At 38.0% G+C, this 22,660-nt stretch carries 17 protein-coding genes; 6 read left to right on the top strand and 11 right to left on the bottom strand.

All coding sequences use genetic code 11. The features are described 5' to 3' along the window. Nucleotides 1–812 precede the first annotated feature (812 nt). Nucleotides 813–1,052: a hypothetical protein gene (locus tag NSQ71_RS07260; protein WP_094245557.1), complete on the bottom strand. Its 240-nt coding sequence runs from the start codon at nt 1,050–1,052 to the stop codon at nt 813–815. Nucleotides 1,053–1,099: 47 nt separating this feature from the next. Further along, the gene (locus NSQ71_RS07255; protein ID WP_153028131.1) at nt 1,100–2,317 is read right to left on the bottom strand and encodes an EAL domain-containing protein; all 1,218 of its coding nucleotides are present in this window, start codon (nt 2,315–2,317) and stop codon (nt 1,100–1,102) included. 1,257 nt (nt 2,318–3,574) lie between these two features. Between NSQ71_RS07255 and NSQ71_RS07250 the strand changes: the two genes are divergently transcribed. After that, a complete protein-coding gene (locus NSQ71_RS07250) occupies nt 3,575–4,432 on the top strand; it encodes a metallophosphoesterase (protein WP_340733519.1) in 858 nt (285 codons plus the stop codon). Nucleotides 4,433–4,560: 128 nt separating this feature from the next. After that, nucleotides 4,561–5,832 (top strand): MFS transporter, encoded by a 1,272-nt coding sequence (locus NSQ71_RS07245; RefSeq protein ID WP_066247980.1) that lies wholly within the window; start codon nt 4,561–4,563, stop codon nt 5,830–5,832. Between the two features lie 483 nt (nt 5,833–6,315). On the opposite strand, the gene NSQ71_RS07240 is transcribed toward NSQ71_RS07245, so the two are convergent. After that, a complete protein-coding gene (locus NSQ71_RS07240; protein WP_063389325.1) occupies nt 6,316–6,630 on the bottom strand; it encodes an ArsR/SmtB family transcription factor in 315 nt (104 codons plus the stop codon). A gap of 140 nt (nt 6,631–6,770) precedes the next feature. Here NSQ71_RS07240 and NSQ71_RS07235 point away from each other — a divergent pair, with 140 nt between their 5' ends. Then, a complete protein-coding gene (locus tag NSQ71_RS07235; protein WP_066247978.1) occupies nt 6,771–7,247 on the top strand; it encodes a YkyB family protein in 477 nt (158 codons plus the stop codon). A 14-nt stretch (nt 7,248–7,261) separates the two neighbouring features. Here NSQ71_RS07235 and NSQ71_RS07230 read toward each other — a convergent pair whose 3' ends face one another. Next, nucleotides 7,262–8,203, bottom strand: coding sequence for a chemotaxis protein (locus NSQ71_RS07230; RefSeq protein ID WP_063389327.1), 942 nt, complete (start codon nt 8,201–8,203; stop codon nt 7,262–7,264). 327 nt (nt 8,204–8,530) lie between these two features. On the opposite strand from NSQ71_RS07230, the gene NSQ71_RS07225 reads away from it, so the two are divergent. Further along, nucleotides 8,531–8,902, top strand: coding sequence for a hypothetical protein (locus NSQ71_RS07225; protein ID WP_063389454.1), 372 nt, complete (start codon nt 8,531–8,533; stop codon nt 8,900–8,902). A 115-nt stretch (nt 8,903–9,017) separates the two neighbouring features. Here the strand turns inward: NSQ71_RS07225 and NSQ71_RS07220 are convergent, their stop codons facing one another. Together NSQ71_RS07220 and corA are read right to left on the bottom strand one after the other, a co-directional pair. Continuing rightward, on the bottom strand, nt 9,018–9,572 hold the full coding sequence (locus NSQ71_RS07220; protein ID WP_144598128.1) for a TIGR00725 family protein: 555 nt from the start codon (nt 9,570–9,572) through the stop codon (nt 9,018–9,020). Between the two features lie 351 nt (nt 9,573–9,923). Then, a complete protein-coding gene (corA, locus tag NSQ71_RS07215; RefSeq protein WP_186439280.1) occupies nt 9,924–10,892 on the bottom strand; it encodes a magnesium/cobalt transporter CorA in 969 nt (322 codons plus the stop codon). A 109-nt stretch (nt 10,893–11,001) separates the two neighbouring features. Here corA and NSQ71_RS07210 point away from each other — a divergent pair, with 109 nt between their 5' ends. Continuing rightward, on the top strand, nt 11,002–12,156 hold the full coding sequence (locus NSQ71_RS07210) for an aminotransferase A (protein ID WP_339195054.1): 1,155 nt from the start codon (nt 11,002–11,004) through the stop codon (nt 12,154–12,156). A 15-nt stretch (nt 12,157–12,171) separates the two neighbouring features. Here NSQ71_RS07210 and NSQ71_RS07205 read toward each other — a convergent pair whose 3' ends face one another. Further along, complete coding sequence (locus NSQ71_RS07205; RefSeq protein WP_340733514.1) at nt 12,172–13,956, bottom strand: PAS domain S-box protein; 1,785 nt, start codon at nt 13,954–13,956, stop codon at nt 12,172–12,174. A gap of 567 nt (nt 13,957–14,523) precedes the next feature. Beyond that, the gene (locus NSQ71_RS07200) at nt 14,524–16,599 is read right to left on the bottom strand and encodes a peptidoglycan D,D-transpeptidase FtsI family protein (RefSeq protein ID WP_445206622.1); all 2,076 of its coding nucleotides are present in this window, start codon (nt 16,597–16,599) and stop codon (nt 14,524–14,526) included. A 345-nt stretch (nt 16,600–16,944) separates the two neighbouring features. On the opposite strand from NSQ71_RS07200, the gene NSQ71_RS07195 reads away from it, so the two are divergent. Beyond that, nucleotides 16,945–17,730 carry a CAP domain-containing protein gene (locus tag NSQ71_RS07195; RefSeq protein ID WP_066247968.1) on the top strand — a complete coding sequence of 262 codons (786 nt, stop codon included), beginning with the start codon at nt 16,945–16,947 and terminating at the stop codon, nt 17,728–17,730. A gap of 135 nt (nt 17,731–17,865) precedes the next feature. Here NSQ71_RS07195 and NSQ71_RS07190 read toward each other — a convergent pair whose 3' ends face one another. From NSQ71_RS07190 to NSQ71_RS07180, 3 genes are all read right to left on the bottom strand, one after another. Further along, complete coding sequence (locus NSQ71_RS07190; RefSeq protein WP_063389334.1) at nt 17,866–18,735, bottom strand: NAD(P)-dependent oxidoreductase; 870 nt, start codon at nt 18,733–18,735, stop codon at nt 17,866–17,868. A 96-nt stretch (nt 18,736–18,831) separates the two neighbouring features. Beyond that, nucleotides 18,832–19,617: an SDR family oxidoreductase gene (locus NSQ71_RS07185; RefSeq protein WP_063389335.1), complete on the bottom strand. Its 786-nt coding sequence runs from the start codon at nt 19,615–19,617 to the stop codon at nt 18,832–18,834. 429 nt (nt 19,618–20,046) lie between these two features. After that, complete coding sequence (locus NSQ71_RS07180; RefSeq protein ID WP_339199615.1) at nt 20,047–22,029, bottom strand: methyl-accepting chemotaxis protein; 1,983 nt, start codon at nt 22,027–22,029, stop codon at nt 20,047–20,049. Nucleotides 22,030–22,660: the final 631 nt, after the last annotated feature.

Here is a 22,660-nt window from a genome sequence, read left to right as displayed (position 1 = left end):
TACGGTTCCGTATACGGCGGTTCAATTAAGATAATTGACGCAAGTCTTTATAACTTCCGTGAATAGCTGTTCTCTTTATGCCAGTGGTCACTCCACCCTCCAAGAGATCTCCCACGGGATTCACCGCTTCCTCCCTCAAGTGAGGTACTACGTTTTCTGTGTTCATCATGACTCACTGAATGCCAAGGGCTATTCTCTCTTAATTGTTCGGTCCTTCTTAGTTGTTCTAGACCAACTAATACTATGACCTCTGCTGACTTCTGACTGTTCAGCTATCTATCACTAGATAGGTTACCAAGGTTACTTGGCGTGCCAGCCAGACCTCCCCGGGTAAGAGTGTAATCTTTCCTTCCATCCATCTGCTTCATTTACTCTGTATCACCTTCGGCAGAAAGGGCTTTGTTTTGTCTTGCAAACTCACCCAGTGATACCTAGCCTCATATGAAGTTCGTGTTCCTCAGACCGGAAGTTTGCCGCTCGCTTCCTTCAGATTCCGCGTCACCACGGACACCCTTGCGTTAAGCTAACTGCTACTTCTGCCTTCGCAGCTCGGGACTTTCACCCTATAGATTACACCCATGCCGGGCGCACAAGAAGAAACCCGGCCTCCAAAGCCGGGTTTCTCGTCCGAATGTGTAACAAAGGGGGAGCGGGGGTTTAGCCGCGATGTTTCACTTCAAGACGTCTGTGAACTACTTCGTCTTACATTTATAATGATAATGATTATCAATATCGATGTCAACACTTTTTATAAAAAAATTTTTCAAAACAAAATTTCCTTTAATAGAAAAAACCATAACGCGAAGTTATGGCTACCAAGTAGTTGAAAAGCTAATATAAAAAATATAAAAAAGCGCGAATGCAATCAGCACGATATAAGCAATAAAAATCGGATTTCGAATATACGGGCGCTTTTCAACTTTTTCGCTTACTTCTGTATCATACTCGCTTTGCCTTTTTTCCATCTGGCTGCCCACTTGTAACGTATAAAACAGGCCGACAAGCAAAACTAACAAAAAAACACCGCCGAAGATCAAATTCGTAAATTGCATAAAAACCCCCCTTTTTCTCTATTATTTGAGAAAAAAGGGGGGTTTATTCAAAGGAGACCGTCTTGTTCATATAAATAAGAATATGGAATATCGATAAACAAATAATGATCGTCATCAAGCGGATAGGAAAACGTGCGGATCGTCTCCCCTGTTTCGATATCACTATACAAATCACTTAAAAACCCTTTTTTGTTGACGCGCATGCGAATAATATTTTCTAAAAAGTACGGGCGCCAGCTCCAATTTTTCATATAATATTCTTTTTGAAAAATCCATCGGTCTTCTTTTCGGAAAATATTTCCTGACTTTTGAAACCCGTTTTCATCACAAATATAAATACGAAAGCTCATGTCGCCAAGCTCTTCTGCTAAATGGGTAATTAATTCGTCAAATTGGCTGATAGCTTTTTTATATTTGTTCACTAGTTGTGACACCCGCTGATGAAACTGGTCGGAATATGAATAAAGTGTTTCAAGCTTTTTCTTTTCAAATTGAATGAAATGGTTGAATTCCTGCTGCAGTCTTTCTTTTAGAACACATCGATCAATAAATTCTCTTTCCGGATAATGAAGATAATATCCTTGATAATATCTTCCGCCATTTTTCCACGCATATTGCAATTGAAAGTTTGCCTCGATGTCTTCATATAAAAGCGTCGCACCGATTTTGCGCGCAAGTAGTGAAATCGAAAATAAAACATCGAAATACGATTGGCTGGGTGAAGCTAATTTTAATGGCTGCAAATCGATTTTCAAAATATCAGGAGATAATAACCCAATGCGGTCCAAATTGCTCGATTCTTTCCCAATATTGTCAATCGCAATTTTGATTCCGTAAGTCCGGTAATAAGTGAGCAAATGATGGAGCTGTTCGATATCTCCTAAATAATTGTGTTCCGTAATTTCCAGAACAATCCGGTTTAAATCAAGCCCTTTCTCTTTTTCTTCCAGCAGCAAATTTAAAAAGCTTTCGCCGTGATCGATCATAAGCAGATTTGGATCCCTGTTTATAAAAATGAGAAGATCATCATCCAGTTCTTTCATTTCCTCCAATGCTTTTTTGACGACTGTATCATCTACTTCCATTCGGTATTCTTCAGGGATCGAATCATCATGGAAAAAAAAGCCTAAGCTTTTGTATTCCCCTTCCATATGAATTCTGCCTAAAATTTCGTAGCCAATCACCTTTTGTTCATCTGCGCTAAAAATCGCCTGATAATAAGGCACAATTTTTTCGGTATTGGTTATGACATCTAGTGGATCCATGGGCATCTCCCCGCTTCTTGTACTCTCATATGATACATGATTATAGCATTATTTGGTACATTAGAAAATGATGAAGAACCGTTTTTGCGCATTTGCTACATTCCCATTTTTACATAATTGGAAAGAGGCCATCCTGGATGCAACGGTTGGCCTCTCAATTGATTTTATGTTTTGCGCCCGCTTCCACAATCAACAAAGTAGTTTGTTTTTTCAATGACCATACAAGCAGAAAACCGAGCAATAAAAGAACAGAGAGCAGAAACATTCCGTTTGCAAATGAAAAATAGCCGAAAATCATCGGACCGAAGGAAAACAAAGTAATTTGAGTGTTCTGGCTAAAATACCGATAGAGATATACAGGAATGAACGAAAAACAATTAACGGCATTAATACCAATAATTTGCAATCTGTTTGAACGAGTTTCATCAAGGCTTCAGCACTGCTGCTCCGATCTACGACTTTGCAAATGAAGTGATTGCTTTCATAAGTATGACGGGTCCAGATAAAAATATTCATCAAAATGACTTTTTTCTACACGGAGAAAATCGTCTAAGCAGAAAATATATTCAAAAAGATGGAGTTTTTCTCTTGCTGATTCGAATAGGGGAGTTTGAGGTGTCCTCTAAAATTATTTGAATTAGTTATTCAACATAAACGAATTTACTTTTTCTTTTTATCAATTTCAAAACTAGACTGTTGATTTTTATTGGTTTTAAATAAATCAGTATCATTCATTTCATTAAAAATCATTGACGCATTATTATTTTCCATATCTTTTTATTCAATAGGTTTTATGAAGATATTTGTCATTACTAATACCTTCTCTTTGCAAATTTTTCATTCTATTTTTGCTCTATCTTTCAAATTTCTGTTATTAATTTTTGCTTTATTAATAAATCTTCTTGCATCATTTCCTCTTACAATAGGTTTTTCCCTTAAAGTGACACCATTTTAATCCTCCTTCCTTAATAGCAATTTTACTAGAAATTTAAATCATTAAATAGCTGCCCTTTATGTTTTATGAAAATTATACCATTCATTTCTCAATTCCTAAAGACTTTCTCGCTCCAGCAGGAGTTAAACCTTTTTCATCATATTTTCCAAATGATTGTTTTAATGTCGTCCATAGATGAAAACAAAGTAGTTAATCAGAAAAAACGTGCATGTGAAGATTTGTCAAAAAACATTAAACAAGATGTTGAAAGTTTTATGTTATAATTTTTTCGATCGCTATAAAAACTGAAATGGTTGGTAAGAATGAATAAGTTGACAAGAAGACAATTTTTAAAGCATTTTTTCTGGACGGCTGCGTACAGTTTATTCGCGAGCAGCGGTTTATACATCTACTCAAGATATATTGAACCGAGAAGACTAGAAATAAAAAAAATAAATGTTTCTCATCCAAAAATACCAAAAGGTTTTGATGGTTTGAAAATTGTTCAATTCAGCGACACACATCTAAATAACGACTTTACAATTGCAAATCTGGAACGGATCGTCAATCAAATCAATCGTCTAAACCCGGATATAATTGTTTTTACTGGTGATTTAATCGATGAGCCGAACAGTTATCCCGCTGTGCATCAGATAGCCCCGATTTTGAAGCGCCTCCGTGCTGACTTCGGTAAATTTGCAATTTATGGAAATCATGATCACGGCGGATACGGCACTGATGTTTATCGCAATATATTACAAAATGCAGAGTTTCATTTACTGCAAAATGAAAAAAAAGAGATACAGCTGATTGACGGAAGCAAATTGATTGTCGCCGGCCTTGATGATGTCATGCTTGGAAGACCTGATTTTCATCAAACAATGGGCAATATTGACAAAAACTATTTTACTATTCTTTTAGTCCATGAACCTGATACAGTGCTTCAGGCAAAAAATTACAATGTTGATCTCCAATTATCTGGACACAGCCATGGAGGACAAGTAAAAATCCCTTTTATAGGTCCGCTTTACACGCCTCCTTATGCAAAATCCTTTTCGGAGGGCTTTTATACTGTTGATCATACGAAGCTTTATGTCAATCGCGGGTTGGGCACAACTAGACTGCCCTTTCGTTTTTTGGCAGTTCCAGAAATCACCTTGTTTACATTATATTCCAAATAATCCTCTCTTTTAACCGGCTTAAAAGTACTTGGCTTTCATTTCTCTAACCAAAATATGAAAAAAAGATGTTCATATTGAATTAGGTAAATTATAATAGCTACTGTAAGTGTCAGTTAAGGGGAGTCGCAATGGATATTTTTAAAAACCGCAATTTTGTCAAATTGTTTTTTGCAGCGCTTGCTTCACAAATGGGTTCAACAGTTGGCAATATGGCGTTTGCTTTTTATTTGTTGGAGCATTTTAGCAGCAAACCTTATTACGCAACTATTGCTGAGCTGATGTATTCTTTGCCGACTGTATTTGTTTTTGTCATTGTCGGTGTAGTAGCAGACCGCTTCGATCGAAAAAAGGTGGCAGAGAACTGCGACTGGATTCGTGCAATTATGACTGCATGTTTGTTTTTCGCCTTATTTACAAATTCGATTCCGCTCATTTTTTTCATCTTGTTTTTGCGGAGTGCTGTCACGAAATTTTTTTATCCAGCCGAATCCAGTTTAGTACAAGCTATTTTGCGAAAAGATCAATATGCGCAAGCTTCAGGTTTGAATCAAATACTTTTCAGCATTTTTTTAGTGTTTGGCGTCGGATTAGGGGCATTGGCTTATCGAACAGTTGGAATTCATGGGGCCGTATTAGTTGATTTAATAAGCTTCGTTCTTTCTGCCTTGCTCATTCGCTCGTGTAAAATCCCTAAATCAGCAAGGCTACCAAACGGTCGAGTGTCATGGAAAGGTTTACATATATCATCCGCTGTTTCCGACTTTTTGGAAGGTATTCGGTACATTTTACATAATCGGCTTTTATCGCTCATTATTTTTGGTTTTTTCATTTTCGGCTTTGTTCAAGGAAGTTTTGCCGTTCTTCCGTTATTTACAATGAAATATGAGCTGGCACCGAATTCTTATGAAATGTATTCATCCTTATTTGCCATTTTTCTCGGTGCGGGTCTTTTAGTCGGCAGCACAGTTTCAACATTTTTTGCTAAAAAAATAAAACCGTTTCCAATGTTTGTTACACCGATATTTTTGACAAGCATTTTTGTTTTTCTCCTTGGTTTTGTGGATGAAGTAGAATTTTACTTGTCGATTATTTTTTTGATCGGCATGTGCATCGGTCCTGTGAACGTAGCAATTGGCGGTTGGATTCCGAATATCGTTCATCCAAAGCTAATGGGACGTGTCAGCGGATGGATCGACCCGTTAATGATGTTTGCGCAGTCTGCTACGCTTTTATGTATTGCACTATTGTTTCCAAACATCATTCGAAACATCGATTTACTTTATTACGGTATGGCTCTTATCATTCTTTTCGTCTTTTTCTTTTATATGATCTTGATGCCGAAATATTTAAACGAAAAACAGCATCGGCTAGGTAAAAACACAATCAAATCGGTTTTATAACAAAAATGTGTTTGACAGTCAGACTTATACTCCCAATCATGTGGATCATAGTGGATGAGAATTCACCCTACAACCGCATTGATTGGGAGTTTTTTTGTGATATTCGTTTGAAGGAAAGTGATAATAATAAACTCTACTGAAAAAATTCATCATTAGTTTTGCTTCTACCCTCAAGAAAACTTCTACTAAACGTATAACAAGCAAAAAAGGGGGTTCTAATAAGTCGTTTTTACGGCTTATTGACGCCCCATTAATGTTTTACGGTGTTTATGATTTTTTGTTTTCAATGGCGATTTGACTTTCTGGACACCCCCTCCCTATCATGCTCCGAAAGAAATTCGAATCTTTTACAGAATGTGAAATAAATAAATGAATGAAATCAGCCCCGCTGCCAATAAATTATAAAAGATGACCCCGGCTCCATACCGAGATCATCTCTTAACCGTTTAGTCCCCTGATCAAACTGCCCACTCGACGCCCATTTTAATTATGCCGAGCATGGTCAATGGTTTGCTCTAATATTTTTTTTACATGCTCATCATCATGTGAATAGTAAACGGTCGTTCCTTCCCTTCTAAATTTGACTAAACGCAAATTTTTGAGAAACCTCAATTGATGGGACACGGTTGATTGCAAAAGCTCAAGCTCGGCAGCTATTTCATTCACAGAACATTCTTGTTTTTCCGCAAGTAAATGTAAAATCCGAATTCTAGTCGGATCCGATAACGCTTTAAACGTTTGCGACACGATAAAAAGCGTTTCTTCGTCTATATCTAGAAATTCCTCTTTTCCGCTCATGACCCACCCTGCTTTCTAAAATATTTCATAATAACTATTATAGGCATAATTAATAGACTGTAAAAACTGGTTGCATTTTCTATTCATGAAAGTATAATGTAAATAAAGATTACGGAAAATAATGAAAAAGGAGAGACATCATGGACGATATCAGTCATTATAAGCTACGGGATGAGACGCCGGAAAATATAGCACGAGCCATCTATGTTGTCAATCGGCATGCGAAAACAGCGCCAAATCCTAAATATTTATATTATTTAAAAAAGAAGGCGCTGCAAAAACTGATCGCTGAAGGAAAAGCAACAAAGAAAGGACTGCATTATTCAAAAAATCCAAAATTAAGCAAACAGCAGTCAGATGTTCTGGTGTCGGCAGGAAATTATTATTTTCATATGCCTCCTACAAAAGAAGACTTCCAAAACCTTCCTCACTTAGGTTCCTTAAATAATTCATACCGAAACCCGAAAACAAATCTATCATTGTCAAAGGCAAAAAATTTATTGGAGTATTATATCGGTATGGATAAAGCGAATCGACCGCTTTCTTCTCCCAAACGGTTCCATCGTCATACATATCAAAAACCGGTGTTTAAACGATTAGGCGAACGGTATGATTGAGTAAAAAGAGAGGCTTATTCAGCCTCGTCTTTTAATTCATCATCTTCTTCATTTTTAAATAACAATTCATCGATTTGCTCAATTAAGTGATGGACCTCAGGTTTGCTAATTTGGGCATTTGCACCTACCTGTTGTCCTTTATGTTTTAAATCATTCGTAATCAATGAGGAAAAAATCACAACCGGAATATGATCCAGCTCTGGATTTTCCTTAATTCGCTTCGTCAAATGCAATCCGTCAAGCTGCGGCATTTCGATGTCCGTAATGACTAAATCAACACGCTCCTTAACCGGTTCGCCTTCATTTACAATATTCTCTAAATAGTCCAGTGCATCCTTGCCGTTTTCAAAAAACTCAATCTGTTGAAATCCCGCCTCCGTCAATGTGTCGTTCAACAATCTGCGCAACAGTGGGGAATCCTCGGCAACGACAATTTTTTTATCAGATCTGTCCCTCTTTTCCAGTTTTTTCGCTTTTTCCTGCTGGATTCCGGACTCAGGATTAATTTCAACAACGATTTTTTCAAAATCAAGCATTAAAATCATTTCGTCTCCCATTTTGACAACGCCGGTAATTTGAGTTTCCAATCCTTGATACATTTCAGAAGGCTTTTCAATTTGCGACCAAGACACACGATGAATTTGGGTTACTTGATGGACGCGAAACACAACTTTTTGTTGGTTAAATTCCGTTACTATCAGCTTATCTTTTTCGCTGGGCTCGCAATTCGGATCGCCGATCGCCTTCGGTACGTTAACTACCGGGAGCACTTCTCCTCTTAATTCAATAATTCCTTCAACGTATGGATGGACATGAGGCACGCTCGTTACAGGAAGAGGCTGAATGATTTCTTTTACTTTCATCACATTTATACCGAATTTATTCGAGCCGACGAGAAACTCTACAAATTCCAACTCGTTCGTACCGCTTTCAAGCAAAATTCCCTTTTCGTTCATATCTTTCTTCCTTCCGTCTAATATTTGCGAACGTTTCTTCTTCACTTTTTTATATCGGTTTTATTCTTTGTTCATTTAATACAAATTGGGAAATAAGTCTGAACAGCGTTACTCACAAAAACGTAAATGATACATTTTATTTCGACAAAGACGACTTGATTTCCTTTTTTTATAAAAAACTTTTATGTAGGTCAAACACCTTAAAAGTGAAGTTGCATATGTTATGGTGAACAACTGAAAAGTGAAAGGAGCATGAACGTGTATCCATTCTATCGACAAATCCTCCCGGGAGTTCAACAGCCAGAATTTTTTCCGGGATTTCCAGGGATGGGTGGAGGATTTCCTTCGTTTCCTCCTACGGGGACTGGTCCCGGTTTCCCTCCATTCGGCCCTCCTGGAATCGGCGGAAGTCCGAGTGACGGTTTTGGACAGCAGCAAGGACCGCCTTCAGGACCGCCTCCAAGTTTTATTCCTCAAGAATCACCCGGAGTCGGAACATTTGCAGTTGATCCCGGAGGCATTAGAAGATGTTTACATCGCTTTACATTTATCCGATTAACAAACGGCAGAAGCTTCTGGTATTTCCCTGTGTTTGTAGGACAAAGGTCCATTGCCGGGTGGCGCTGGAGACCTCGTCAAAATCGATGGGAATATTTCGGCATTGATTTAAACAGAATCTCTTCCTTCTCATGTTTTTAAGATGACACTCGGGGCAGTCTAATAAGTCGTTTTTGGCTTATGGGACTCCCCTTTACTATTTTAGAAACGTTGATATATTGTTTTCAACCGATTGGACTTTTTAAACATCCGCATGCTAGTCACCTATTAAACCGGTATTTTTATCGGGATCAACAGGGTTGTAAATGGATTGAAAAGCAAGATCTACAGCTGATTTAGCCGTTTTAGCGAACTGAATTTCGACTGTTCTCCGCTCATCTAAATAACAGCCTTCAAAGGCGATTTGCTTCACGGTGTTCGACCATCCTCCTGAATTTTCAACGATGATGACACGTTTTTTGTTCATATATGCGGCAGACAATTCTCCAAGCGTTCCATTTCCTCCTCCAATCATAATGATGGCATCTGCGGAATGAACAAGCAAAACGCTTCTGTAATCAAAACCTAATCCAGTATTAATCGGAATATCAATAAATTCGTTTGCTGCCAGTTTGTCGTCTCCAGCCAAAATACCTACGACAAGGCCGTTTGCTTGTTTGGCCCCTCGTGAAACTGCCTCCATCACTCCGCTTCCGCCGCCTGTCAAAAGAACAGCTCCTCTTTTAGCAATTTCTGAACCGATTTCTTCAGCCAGGAGGCGGACATGTTCCGGAATCAAGCCGGATTGACCAATTACTGCAATTCTCTCCATCATAAGCCTCCATTTCAAATTTTTTGCTGTTTTATATTATAGAACGAAGCTTGTGAACAGCTTGTATTGCTGTCACTGTTTAGCCTTTTATAAAAAGAGTTCCTTTTGATTGTTTACCTTACAAAAGAATTTGAGGGGGCGCATACTGAATTTTTTCTTACTCTCGCCTTTGTTTTCCTTTTTATCTTCTATGTATGCTTGTCAAGTCTTTCAAAACCGCTGTATCGATAAATTGAAAGAGCAATTTTCCGCCTTTCATTGTTAAATTTTGCACTCTTCAAGTTTCTTTTTTATAATGTGCAAAAACTTACCCATCCTATTTTTTACGAAGCAGGCCGCATTTTTTGCCCGCTACAATTTTGGACCTTTATGAAACCGGAACCAACCCATTTTATAAAAAATATAAAGCATTCCTGTTCCGATGAGAGCCATGACTCCTAATACAATATAATAGCCATACTTCATTTTCAGCTCGGGCATATATTCAAAATTCATTCCATAAATTCCTGCGATAAACGTAAGAGGCATAAAAATAGACGAAATAACCGTCAATGTCATCATAATCGTATTCATCCGGTTTGAGTTGTAAGATAAATAGCTGTCCCTTATATCAGCCGCAAGCTCCCGATTTGCCTCCGTCATCTCGACAAGCTTGAGTAAATGGTCATAAACATCATAAAAATACAAATCTTCCTCCTTCATTTCGTTCAGCCTGTTGGACGAGATGATCCGGTACATCAAATCCCGCATCGGAATGATTGTTCTTCTTATTTTTGATAATTGAGACCTGATGGAAAAAAGCTCTTTCATTAACTCATTGATCGATTTGTTTTTATTGTTTTCCTCAATTTGATTTAATAAATCTTCCAAATGGTACACGGGCGGAAAAAAATCATCAACGAGCTTATCAGTCAATTGATGCATGATTTTCATAGGCCCTTTTTTTAAAGAATCGTCTTTTTTGATTCTCAGCCAAATGTTGTTTAGATCTCGAATGGCATTTTTGTGAAATGTGACGATTCCTTTTTCGTTTACAAATAAGTCAAGCTCTTCCGGTTCCAGCGTCTGTTGATGAATTCCGTGCAACACAACAAACATATAAGAGTCATAAAAATCTATTTTCGGCCGTTCAACATTTTCGACACAATCCTCAATGGACAAAGGATGAAAATGAAAAAATTTCCCTAGCAATCTAATTTCATTTTCCGTCGCCTTGTAAAAATCGACCCAGTACCAAAGAACTTCCTTTTTTCGAATCTCTTTTAATGCCACATCATATTTAGCTTCCAAATCAGTTGTAATGACTAATGTTCGTATCATAGACATCACACTTTCTAAATTTTTTTGGACATAAATTTAGTTTACCAATAAAAGCTTGGGACAAACATGATAAAATATAAGACGACACTTATTAAAGCAGGTGATTTGTATGGAACATTTGATTAACCAAAATGTAAAAAACATTGCGATTTCCGGCATTCGAGCTTTTTTTAACATCGTTTCCAACTATGACGATGTCGTTTCGCTAACGATTGGCCAGCCTGACTTCCCAACGCCTTCACATATAAAAGAAGCGGCAAAACAGGCAATTGATGACAACTATACAACGTATACGCATAATGCAGGATTGATCGATGTAAGAGAAGCAGCATGCCAATTTGTACATAAAAAATATCATCTCTCCTATGATCCTGGTTCGGAAGTGATTGTTACAATCGGGGCCAGCCAGGCGATTGATATAGCGCTTCGAACGATTTTGGAGCCCGGGACGGAGGTAATGCTGCCAGGTCCTGTTTATCCGGGGTATGAGCCAATTATTCAATTGTGCGGAGCAATACCCGTTTATGTTGATACGACAAAAAACAAATTTAAATTAACTGCGGATTTGATTAAACAAAATATAACAGAAAAAACCCGATGCATAATTTTGCCTTACCCGTCCAATCCGACAGGCGTTACATTCACTGCAGAGGAGCTGATAGAAATTGCCGATGCCGTTCGCGGGAAGGATATTTTTATTTTAGCGGATGAAATTTACAGTGAATTAACGTATGATGCACCTCATACCTCGATCGCTTCTTTTTTGCGGGAGCAGACGATCGTCGTCAATGGACTTTCCAAATCGCATAGCATGACTGGATGGCGGATCGGATTTCTTTTTGCGCCGAAAGATATCACAAAACATATGTTAAAAGTGCATCAATATAATGTTTCATGCGCTTCGTCGATCTCTCAAAAAGCTGCTTACAACGCTTTAACGGAAGGGTTTCATGATGGTCAAATAATGAAAAAAGAATATGAAAAAAGATTGGAGTACGTATACGGTCGTCTCGTTGCAATGGGATTTGAGGTTGTTAAACCAAGCGGAGCCTTTTATTTGTTTCCTTCGATTCAATCATTTGGACAAAGCTCTTTTGATTTTGCTTTGGAGCTGGTTGAGAAGGCTGGTGTAGCGGTCGTCCCGGGGAGCGCTTTTTCCAAATTTGGAGAAGGGTTTATCCGCATCTCTTACGCTTACTCGACAAAAGAGCTGGAAAAAGCTTTGGACAGGCTTGAGCATTTTGTGCAACTGAAAAGAAAATAGAAAAACAGTGCGCTTTTAAAGCACTGTTTTTTGTTTTGGCAACTTAATTGTGAAAACGGTGCCTTTTTCGCTGCTCGACACATCGATCGTGCCTTTATGATTTTCAACAATTTTATATGTGATCATTAATCCTAGACCTGTTCCTTTTTCTTTTGTCGTTAAAAAAGGCTCCCCTAATCTTTCTAGCAGCTCTTTCGGTATCCCCTCTCCTTCATCTTTTATTTCAATCACAATGGAAAAATTTTCCGATTTAGTAGAAATTGTCACTGTTCCTCCATTTGGCATTGCTTCAATTGCATTCTTAATGAGATTAATAAAAACTTGCTTCAATTGGTTTTTATCGCAAACAACTTCTTGATTCTCATCAGAAAATTTTTTCTCAATCACAATATTTCTTAATATTGCTTCCGTTTCCAGCAGTGTAACAACTTCGAGTAAAATCGTTTTGACATTTGCTTTTTCAAAAACCGTTTCTTGCGGTTTCGCAAGCATCAGCAATTCACTCAAAATCATTTCAATTCGATTCAGCTCTGAAAAAATGATTTCAAAATATTGATTATCTTTTTCGATTTCACCATGCATCAGCTGTAAAAAACCTTTTATTGCTGTTAACGGATTGCGTATTTCGTGGGCGATACCTGCTGCCAGCTGCCCTGCAACAGAAAGCTTTTCAGAGCGAATCATCAATTCTTCCGCATGTTTATGTTCAGACAAATCTCGTAAAATTATTTGAACCGCCGGTTCGCCAAAATATGTTGTCGGAATGCAAACCATTTCGGTATGGACAATTTTTTTCGAATATGTATACCAGCTTTGCTTGGTCACGATTGTTTCCGTTCTTCCGTTCGTTATGTCATCTAATTGATCTTTGACATGCTGATGATATTCCGGGTGTAAAAAATGATAGATGCTTTTGCCCAATACGTCCGGATAATCTTGCGCACCGAAAAGCTTGATCCCCGACTCATTCATAAAAACCCATTTATCATTATGAATCACTGCAATTGTATCGATGGAATTTTGAATCAGCCTTTGATACTTTTCACTGCTTTGCTGCAAAATGCTTTGGTATATTTTTTTGGATGAAATATCGGTAATGACAAGCAGTTCTGCTTGTTCGCCTTTATATGATATAAGCACGCTCTTCAACTCAACATAGATCTTGTTCCCGTCCAAAGATGTCCAAATTTGTTCTAAAATTCCGCTATCAATTCCTTTGTGAAGATTTTCAATCGTTTCATGGACAGATTCGTGAAACATTTTGTCAATAAATTGGAAAACCATTTTTCCAACAATATCTTCACTGCTAGTCGCCACAAGCAGCTTAACAGCAGCCGTATTAGCATATTGAACTTTCCCTTTTTTTGAAATTATGAGCGGGCACGGAAGCTCGTGCACAAAATCAAGAGCACCGTCAGCACGTATCGGATTTACTTCTTTGGGAACTTCATCTATCTTGTCATCCGCCGAAGTGACAGCAAACTTTAAGACAAATTCTCTTTGATCCTTGTTCAAATGATTGTATATAACATCAACTGACGTTTTCATCCAAATATAGGATCCATTTTTCTGCAAAAAACGGAAGGAACAAGCATCTCCATGATATAAAAAGCTTTCAAATATATTTATATCTTCTACATGCAAGTATTCTGAAAGATTGGAACCGATTAGTTCTTTTTGTTTATATCCGAGCACTTTCAAACAATTTGAGGAGATGTATTCAAAATAGCCTTCATTAGAAATAACCGAATAAATGATTTCTGTTTGATTGTGCACACCCTTTTGTATTTGTTGACTCATCCCTGGCCCCCCTATTACTACCCTTTCCAGAAAGAAAAAGTCTATCTTGTTCATTGACCTGCTACTTTTTGTCCACCTAAAATTTTAATATAGTTTTACAAATTAAACATCTAAAAATGTGTCAATCTTACTATTTAAAATGTTTTTTCGACTTTTTCCACTGCATTTCCTTCCCTATAAAAAATATGTATGTATCAACATTTTAAAAAATACTGGCCAAAAAAGGGCTAGTTTTTTTTGTCTTATGCGGATTTTTCGGTTATTTTGCGGACTTTGCGCTTTCTTTGGATTTAACAACGCACCGGAGGTATGCAAGAGGTGGTATGAGCTTTACCGATTTTGCGGCCATGCGCGGTTTTTGCGCTTCCTTCTGGTTTCACACCATTCGGAGATATGCAGATAGGACAAAAGTTTGCGGTTTTTGCGGCATGTGCGAATTTCGAACAATTTATCGAAAAATCTTTATGCGAATGCGGCATCGTTCAATTTATATGAATGGTTTTCGATAACTAATAGAAAAGCCATCGCTCATTAAAAAGCAACGGCCCTTCTATATAATTTATTTTTTTATTGCTCGTCATCATTTGATTTTGCATTGGAATTTCCGGCGTATTCTTCCTGTAAATCGATGTATGCTTTTACAATATCTCTCGCTATACGTTTATTCACATCTTCGCTTCCGGTTCTTTTTGTCCAAGGGACGACAACACTGAAAGCAACCTGCGGATCTTTAGCAGGATAATAGCCGATAAATGTTAAATTATAAACGTCTGTCCCCCAGTATTGGCGCTTCGTACCATAATAAGTCGTTTCCGCTGTTCCGGTTTTGCCCGCAACATTTAATCCATGTAACTGAGCGTAAGCTGTTCCGCGTCGAGTATTCGTCACTAGATAAAAGCCTTGTTGGACGCGTTGAATATCCTCTTCCGTATTGTTTATTCGGTTTAACACTTTTACCGGCATTTCTTGAGCAATCGGTCCGAGCCCATCGTCAGTCGGTTCAAGAATTTCTGTTACAAGCCGCGGCTTAACACGGTATCCGCCATTTGCAATCGTTGAAACATATTGGGCCATTTGCAGCGGTGTGTACGTATCAAACTGACCAATGGCAAGGTCAAGCAATTTCCCTCTGTCAATTCCAGGATCAGATTGCTGCCCTGCAGACTCCTGCGGGAGATCAATCCCTGTCGGAACCCCTAAACCAAATTGGGCATAGTAATTCCGCATCTTTTGAAAATCTTCATCTTTAGCTGGAAAACTTCTTCCCGGATAATATTGTATACCAGCAATTTTCATAGCGATATGGAACATATAAACGTTTGAACTTCTTTGCAACGCTGTTAGGTCAGATACAGCCCCCATATTTTGATAAGAAGATTTTTCCGGAGTCCCTTTTAAACGAATTGGTGCGTCATAAAAGACGGTTCCGTGTCTCAGACCAAATTGATATCCTGCTAAAACTGTCGCACCTTTAACGGTAGAACCCATTTCATATTGCGTCCCAAATGCACCGTAATCAAAGTTCAACATCTCTCCTGAATCGTACATTCGTCCGACCATCGCCAAAACGTCTCCTTTATACGGATCCATCATGACAACGAAAGCGCGGTCAACTAAATAATTTCCACGTCCTCTTGCTGCTTTAATCTGCTGATCAACAATTTTTTCAATTCTTTTTTGCAGTTCGATATCGATGGAAAGTTTTAAATCGAATCCTCTTCTGCCGTCATCAATTTCCTTTTGTGAAATCGTATTTCCATCTTTATCAGATATATATTGAACTTTTGCTTTTCTTGGGTTTAGATAATCCTCATATTGCTGCTCCAAATAGCTTTTTCCAACTCGTTCATTTCGGGCATAGCCTCGAGCTACAAAAAATGATTTATTGTCTTCTGGTATCCCTTCTTTTGGAGATGAGATTTTCCCTAAAATCGTTTTAAATACGTCATCATAAGGGTACACCCTTTCCCAATCTGTGATGACATCGACACCCGGAAGATTTTCCAGCTGTTCCGCAACCCTTGAAACTTCTTCTTGGCTTAAGTTCGTTGCGACAATCTGCGGCTCATACGTATATCCGGATGAAAATTTCGTATATAGAGCGGCAAGCTCCAATTCTTTTGGATCCTTCTCGATTTTTTTAATTTCTTCTTCCGGAACCCGTTCAACCTGAAGTGGATATGTTTCCTTAGGTTCTAATTTTTTCTCTTTTTCCGTCAATAAGTTTTCTGCCTTTTTTGGATTTTTGGCTATCCAATAATCCCGCAAATCTCTTTCTCTTAGAAAAGATGTGTCGAGATCAATCAGCTGTGCTAATTTTTTTGCTGTTTCCAGCTTGTCTTTCGTTTTGGTCGTCTTCTCCACCGTATAGGTCACAGCAGGAACATTTTTGTTGTCTACAACGATTCTCCCGTTTCGGTCAAACATTTTTCCTCTTGGTGCAGGATATTGCGCAACATTCACTTCTGTCCGGCTGACTTCTTTCGCATATTCTTCACCCTGAACAATTTGAACGATGCCAAGGCGGACGACAAGTGCGGCAAATAAAAGAAAAACGATAAAAAAGAAAAAATTGATACGAAAAATTCTCGCTTTCCTTTGCCGTTTTGTCTCAGAAGGAGTTGTTTCCGCTTCTTTTTTCACGAAGGAATCTTCCTTTCTTTTCTAATATAAATCATGTTTCAGTCGACTCATGAACTTGTAAATATATTGTAACATACATTACAAAGTTTTGTTTTCTATACAGATTGTCAACCCCTAATTCTTATCAATTTATAGACATTTTGCTTAATTTTGTCACTTCTTGAAGGAAGTATATCATATATTCCCTCGGTTGGAACCCTATAATTTCAACAATTACATGATAATGTTTATAAACTTAAAATCTATTATTTGTCAATGGAAGGAATAGACAAAAATATGACAAAAAACGCATGTTATGATAGTTTCGTAAATTACATGAACAAATTTCAAGGAGGTAGAAAACGCATGAAGAAATCTATTATTGCTTCTATTGCAGCAGCTGCCGCCATTTTCACTGCAGGCGCCGGCACAAATGCCAATGCAGCTGAAATTCAAAACCAACCAGTTCAAATCAAAAGCTACGTACAAACTTTCGGACCTTATCATATAAACGAAGATCAATTGAAACAGCTCATTCAATCAGCTGATTCAAAAGAATTGCAAAATCTATTAAACAACTGTTTACAAAATCCAAGCATAGAAGCAAATAATGCTATAAAAGAAGCAATTAAAAGAAACACAAACCAGCCTGCGAACAAGCAAGCTGTGAAAAAACCAGCCCAAACTACTCAAAAAACAACTCAGCCAGCACCATCTGCCAATGACAAAGCAACCAACAACCAAACACCAAAACAATCACAAACCGCTTCATCCGTAAATGCATTTGAGAAAAAAGTAGTTGAACTAACAAATGCTGAGCGGCAAAAACAAGGTTTAAAGCCTCTTGTTTTAGATGAAGCTTTAAGCAAGGTAGCTCGTGAAAAATCTTTAGATATGCAAAGAAACAAATATTTTTCCCACACAAGCCCGACTTACGGATCTCCATTTGACATGATGAAAAAGTTCGGCATTTCCTTCAGAACAGCAGGGGAAAATATTGCAATGGGGCAGCGTACTCCTGAAGAAGTTGTTAATGCTTGGATGAACAGCTCTGGCCACAGACAAAACATTTTAAATCCTAACTTTACTCATATCGGCGTTGGTTACGTAGAAAATGGAAATTACTGGACACAAATGTTTATTGGAAAATAATAGATTGGACAGTTCACTCATTTCAACTGTTCAAAAGGTGTGGGGGATATGCCCCCACACTTTTTTTGAAAATAAATTGGCTGAAAAAGAAGAAGCTGACTAAAATTGTGTGACTTAAAAGAATGATGTGCGTTTTTATTTTTTCCACAGCTTATATAATGCATGTATTCCGCTATTTTCTTCTCCCATTTCAGCCAGTTTTTCATACAAGCTTCTCGCAAGCTCAAGCCCTGGTACGTCTAATTCCATTCTTCTTGCTTCCTCTAAAGCAATGTCCATATCTTTTATAAAGTGCTTGACATAAAATCCAGGCTCAAATTGATTCGAAAGCATTCTCGGCGCATAGTTCGACAAAGACCAACTTCCAGCAGCCCCGGAGGAAATGCTTTTCAACACCTTATCTGGATCCAGCCCCGCCCGAACAGCGTAGGCAAGCGATTCACAAACACTAATGATGCCGGCAGCAATCGCAATTTGGTTGCACATTTTTGTATGCTGCCCCGCACCGGCTTTTCCTTGATAAACAATATTTTTTCCCATTTTCTCAAAAATTTCAAAACATTCATCGAACGTCTCTTGATCTCCTCCGACCATAATCGATAGCGTTCCATTTTTTGCGCCGACATCTCCTCCTGAAACAGGCGCATCTAAAAAGGAAATGCCTTTTTCCTTTGATTTTTCGTATATTTTTTCGGCAAGCGATGGTTTTGTCGTTGTCATGTCAATACATATAGCTCCTGGATAGGCATTGGCTAAAATTCCATTTTCACTAAAATAAACTTCTTCAACATCTTTCGGGAAACCAACCATCGTGATAATAACATTCGCATCTTTTGCGAGATCTTTGATCGATTCTTTCCAAACAGCACCTTGATTGATCAAATCTTCGGCCTTTTCTTTCGTCCGGGTATAAACCGTAAGCGGATAACCCGCTTCAAGCAAATGACGTGCCATGCTTTTTCCCATTACTCCAAGCCCAATAAAACCGATTGTTTTTTTTGACATATTGTTCACCCTTTCCCCATTTCAGTGTATACGGCTTAGTAATGAAACTGTTCTGCTATGAAACGCTTGCATTTTCAGCTTTCAGTGCACACCCGATTAAATGGACTTTACTAAACCGCCGTCAATCAAAAAGGTTTGTCCAGTCATATATGTATTCAAGTCAGACAGAAGAAACAGCACATAGTTCGCAAATTCATTCGGTTCTCCGTAGCGGTTGAGAGGAATCGCTTCCAAATATTTGTTCTTGATCTCTTCTTTCGGAATACCGAGCTTCGCTGCATTCCATTCTTCCAATTGATCAATCCGTTCTGTTGCAATTCTGCCGGGTGACGCCGTGTTAATTAAAATATCGTACTTTGCAAATTCTGTTGCTAACGTTTTCGTCAGCCCCACAATTCCTAAGCGAAACGTGTTGGATAAAATTAAACCCGGGATCGGCTCCTTCACGGAAGAAGAAGCAATATTTACGATTTTCCCTCCTCTTTGTTTCATATGCGGAAGAATCTCGCGAATGGTACGGATATAGCTGAGCAAGTTTAATTCAAAAGCATTTTGCCAATCTTCATCAGTCATTTGCTCAAATCCTCCTGCAGGGGGACCGCCAGCGTTGTTAACGAGTAAATCAATTTTGCCAAACTCTTTTATTGTCTGATTAACTAGCCTGCTAATTTCCTCTTTTGAAGTAATGTCTGTTTTAATAAAGGCTGCTTTTCCTTTTCCAAGCGCATTTAATTGATTTGCCACGTCTATTAGCTTTTCTTCATTTCGGCTTGTGATCATCACGTCGGCTCCTTCTTCCACAAGCCTTGTTGCAATCGCTTTACCTAATCCTTGACTTGATGCCAAAACAAGTGCTGTTTTACCTTTGAAACCGAAATCCATTGACATTCCATCCTTTCACCTTTTCTTTCATCTTATCATGATCTTATCAAAATGTGGGAAACTTTCGTTTTACTCCCATTCTGAATTTATTAACGACATAGAGCTTCTTTTGTTTGCTCAACACTGTCAAAGGCGGCCTGCGAAGGTGCGTTTAAGCTTGTCCTCTTTCACGCAGTAGTATGTCCAAAATTCAAATTTCAAAGGGAGCTTTAAACCCATGCTTTTTCTTGACATCAACTGTTATGGTTTTCTTACCTGCCTGCTCATCTAGGTGAATTGCATTCAAATCAAAAATAAAGAAAGGGCTGTCCAGAGAAATCCCTTTGAAAACAAAAAATCATAAACACCGATATATCAACGTTTCTAAAACATTAATGGGGGCGTCAATAAGCCGTAAAAACGACTTATTAGACACCCCCTGCATATTTTTTATAACTTAAAGCGTTCTACTAAGCCTTTTAAGCGGTTGCTTTCTTCGCTTAACGATTCCGCTTTTTCCGCAACCATTGAGAATGCTTTGACCTGCTCGTTCGTTGTTGCACTGACTTCTTCCGCAGAGGCAGCTAGCTGCTGGGTTACTGCAGAAATATTTTCAATCGATTCGACGACTGTTTCTTTTTGCTCATTCATCCGATCGATCGCATTTAATGTTGATTTAATGGCATTAAGCAAATCTTCCATTTTAATTGCAATTTCATGAAACGCATTGCCTGTCACTTGAACAGCTTTGTTTTGTTCTTCATGAATTTTTTTCGAACGACTCATTGCATCGTAGGCATTTTTCGTTTCAATTTGGATTCCTTCAATCATATTTTTAATGTTTTCTGTCGCTTTTGCCGATTGTTCAGCAAGGTTTCTTACTTCCTCAGCGACAACGGCAAATCCTTTACCTGATTCACCTGCTCTTGCTGCTTCAATACTTGCATTTAAAGCGAGCAAGTTCGTCTGATCTGAAATTTTGGAAATGGTCGACACGATATCAGAAATTTTTTCAACTCGATCTACAAGATTTTGTAGTACGGATTGGACCATCTCAGATTCTTTGTCAGCCTCATTTGATTTTATTTGAAGCTCATTTAGCTTTTCTAAACCATTATAGCTGGCATTTTGTGATTCGTAAGATAAATTTTCGACATTTTTTACATCATTGTTTACTTGTTGAATACAATCTTCTAATTGTTTGATTTGTCCGTTTATAATTTCCGTACTGTTTGCCTGCTCACCTGAGCCTTTTGCAATTTCCTCAATTGCAACGGAAATTTCCTCACTTGACGCAGTAGCTTCTTCCGAAACCACGTTTAATGTTTGAGCAGATTGCTGCAGCTCCTTCACGGATCCGTCCAGATCGAGGAGAATTTGTCGGATGTTATCGGTCATCTTCGTAAAGCTATTAGCCAATTTCCCGATTTCATCTTTATTTTTCACTGTTAATGTTCCGGATAAATCCCCTTCAGCCATTTTGTCGGCGTTTTTAGCCAAAAGCAAAATCGGCTTTGAAATGCTTCTCGAAACAAAACTAGTGATGAAAAATGCCACAATCAATGCAGCAATAATAATGGAAACGTTAATGCTCCGGATTGTGCGGGCTGTTTGCTCCAGATTTGCATCCGAATAGACTACACCGATTTTCCAATTTAGTTCCGTGATCGTTTCAAAAATAATGGTTGAATCTTTTCCATTTTCTTTTATAGAAGCTATACCACGTTTTTGGTTTTTAATCGCTGCCATAAGACCGTTGTTTTTATATAAATTTTTTCCGGTCATTTTCGGATGAGCGATGGCATCTCCATTTCTATCAAGCAGGAATGTATACCCTCCAAAGCCAGCTTCCACTTGCTTAACAAATTCATTAAACGTTGTTAAATTAATATCAATTCCAATAACGCCAAGCAACACCCCATCCTTTGTAATGGCCTTTGAGGCGGTAACAACATATTCTCCTTTTTCCCCATCACGATAAGGCTCTGACCACGAAACAAAGTTTGGACTTGTTACAGCGCTTTTATACCAAGGTCGTGAATTGATTATCAAATCTTCCTTTAAGTTTAACTCAGGTTCTGCAGCAACAAGAGTCTTAGTGTTGGCTACATAGACAGACCGGACCAATTGATTAGCGCTTAAAAATGATTGAAACGTTTCCTTTACGGACTGTAAAGATTGATCGTCATTTTTTTCAAGCAACTGTGCGATTTCCGGTTCATTGCTGAAAAGCAGCAAAATTCTTTCATATTCCTGCATCTGTAAAAGCAGGTTCTTTTTCGCTTGCTTAACAATCGATTGCCCCGTATGAAACGCATCTGATTTAATGTTCTTTTGAACAAAATAATCAGACGTGAAAAAAACAACCAAAAGTGAAAAAATTAACAATATGGTGATGAGCGCTGTCAATTTCCACTGAAGCTTTTTAAACATTTGTTCCATCTCCTACATAAATCTTTATTTAATAAAAATAATTAAGAAAACTTATACGTTTTCTAATGTATATATCGGCAATCTGATTTATCTTTTTACAAAATGAAACTAATTATCTTTTTCATATTTCCAATTGGCTTTGTTTTTGGGAGCGATCTTGCATAAAAAAAAGCATAGGCTGCATGTGTTTCTTCTAAAAAAAGATACCGCCGTAGCGGTGCCGGCTGTGAAAAAGAAAAAAAGTTTTAGCAAATTGGAGGAAAGTAACAAGAAGAGATTCGGATATCGAGGGCTTCAAATTTTTGCATTTGCAAACTTATCCTAATTTATATCGTGATACCCCGTCGTTTTAGTTGCTCAAACTGCAAAAAGCTTTTTATGAACTGCAGCTGCTGTGTTTTGCTTTCTATCGTTTGCATCAAATTAGCTATACGCTCGCTGCAAATCATTTTTATATTTTGATGGACTTTATCGGGATAATAAAGCGGATGTAAAATCAAAAAATGCTGATGCTCTGCGTTTTTCATACTCCATTTTACTTAGAGCCGAAATTCTTTTATATTCACCTTCCGTAAATAAATCGGCTCTTGCATCAAAAAAAGGAGCCGATTCAGATTAAACTGATCGGCTC

The organism is Aeribacillus sp. FSL M8-0235, from assembly GCF_038000355.1.
GTDB lineage: Bacteria > Bacillota > Bacilli > Bacillales > Aeribacillaceae > Aeribacillus > Aeribacillus composti.
The sequence above is the reverse complement of the archived record's forward strand: the minus strand, read 5'-3'. Positions and strand labels throughout refer to the sequence as shown.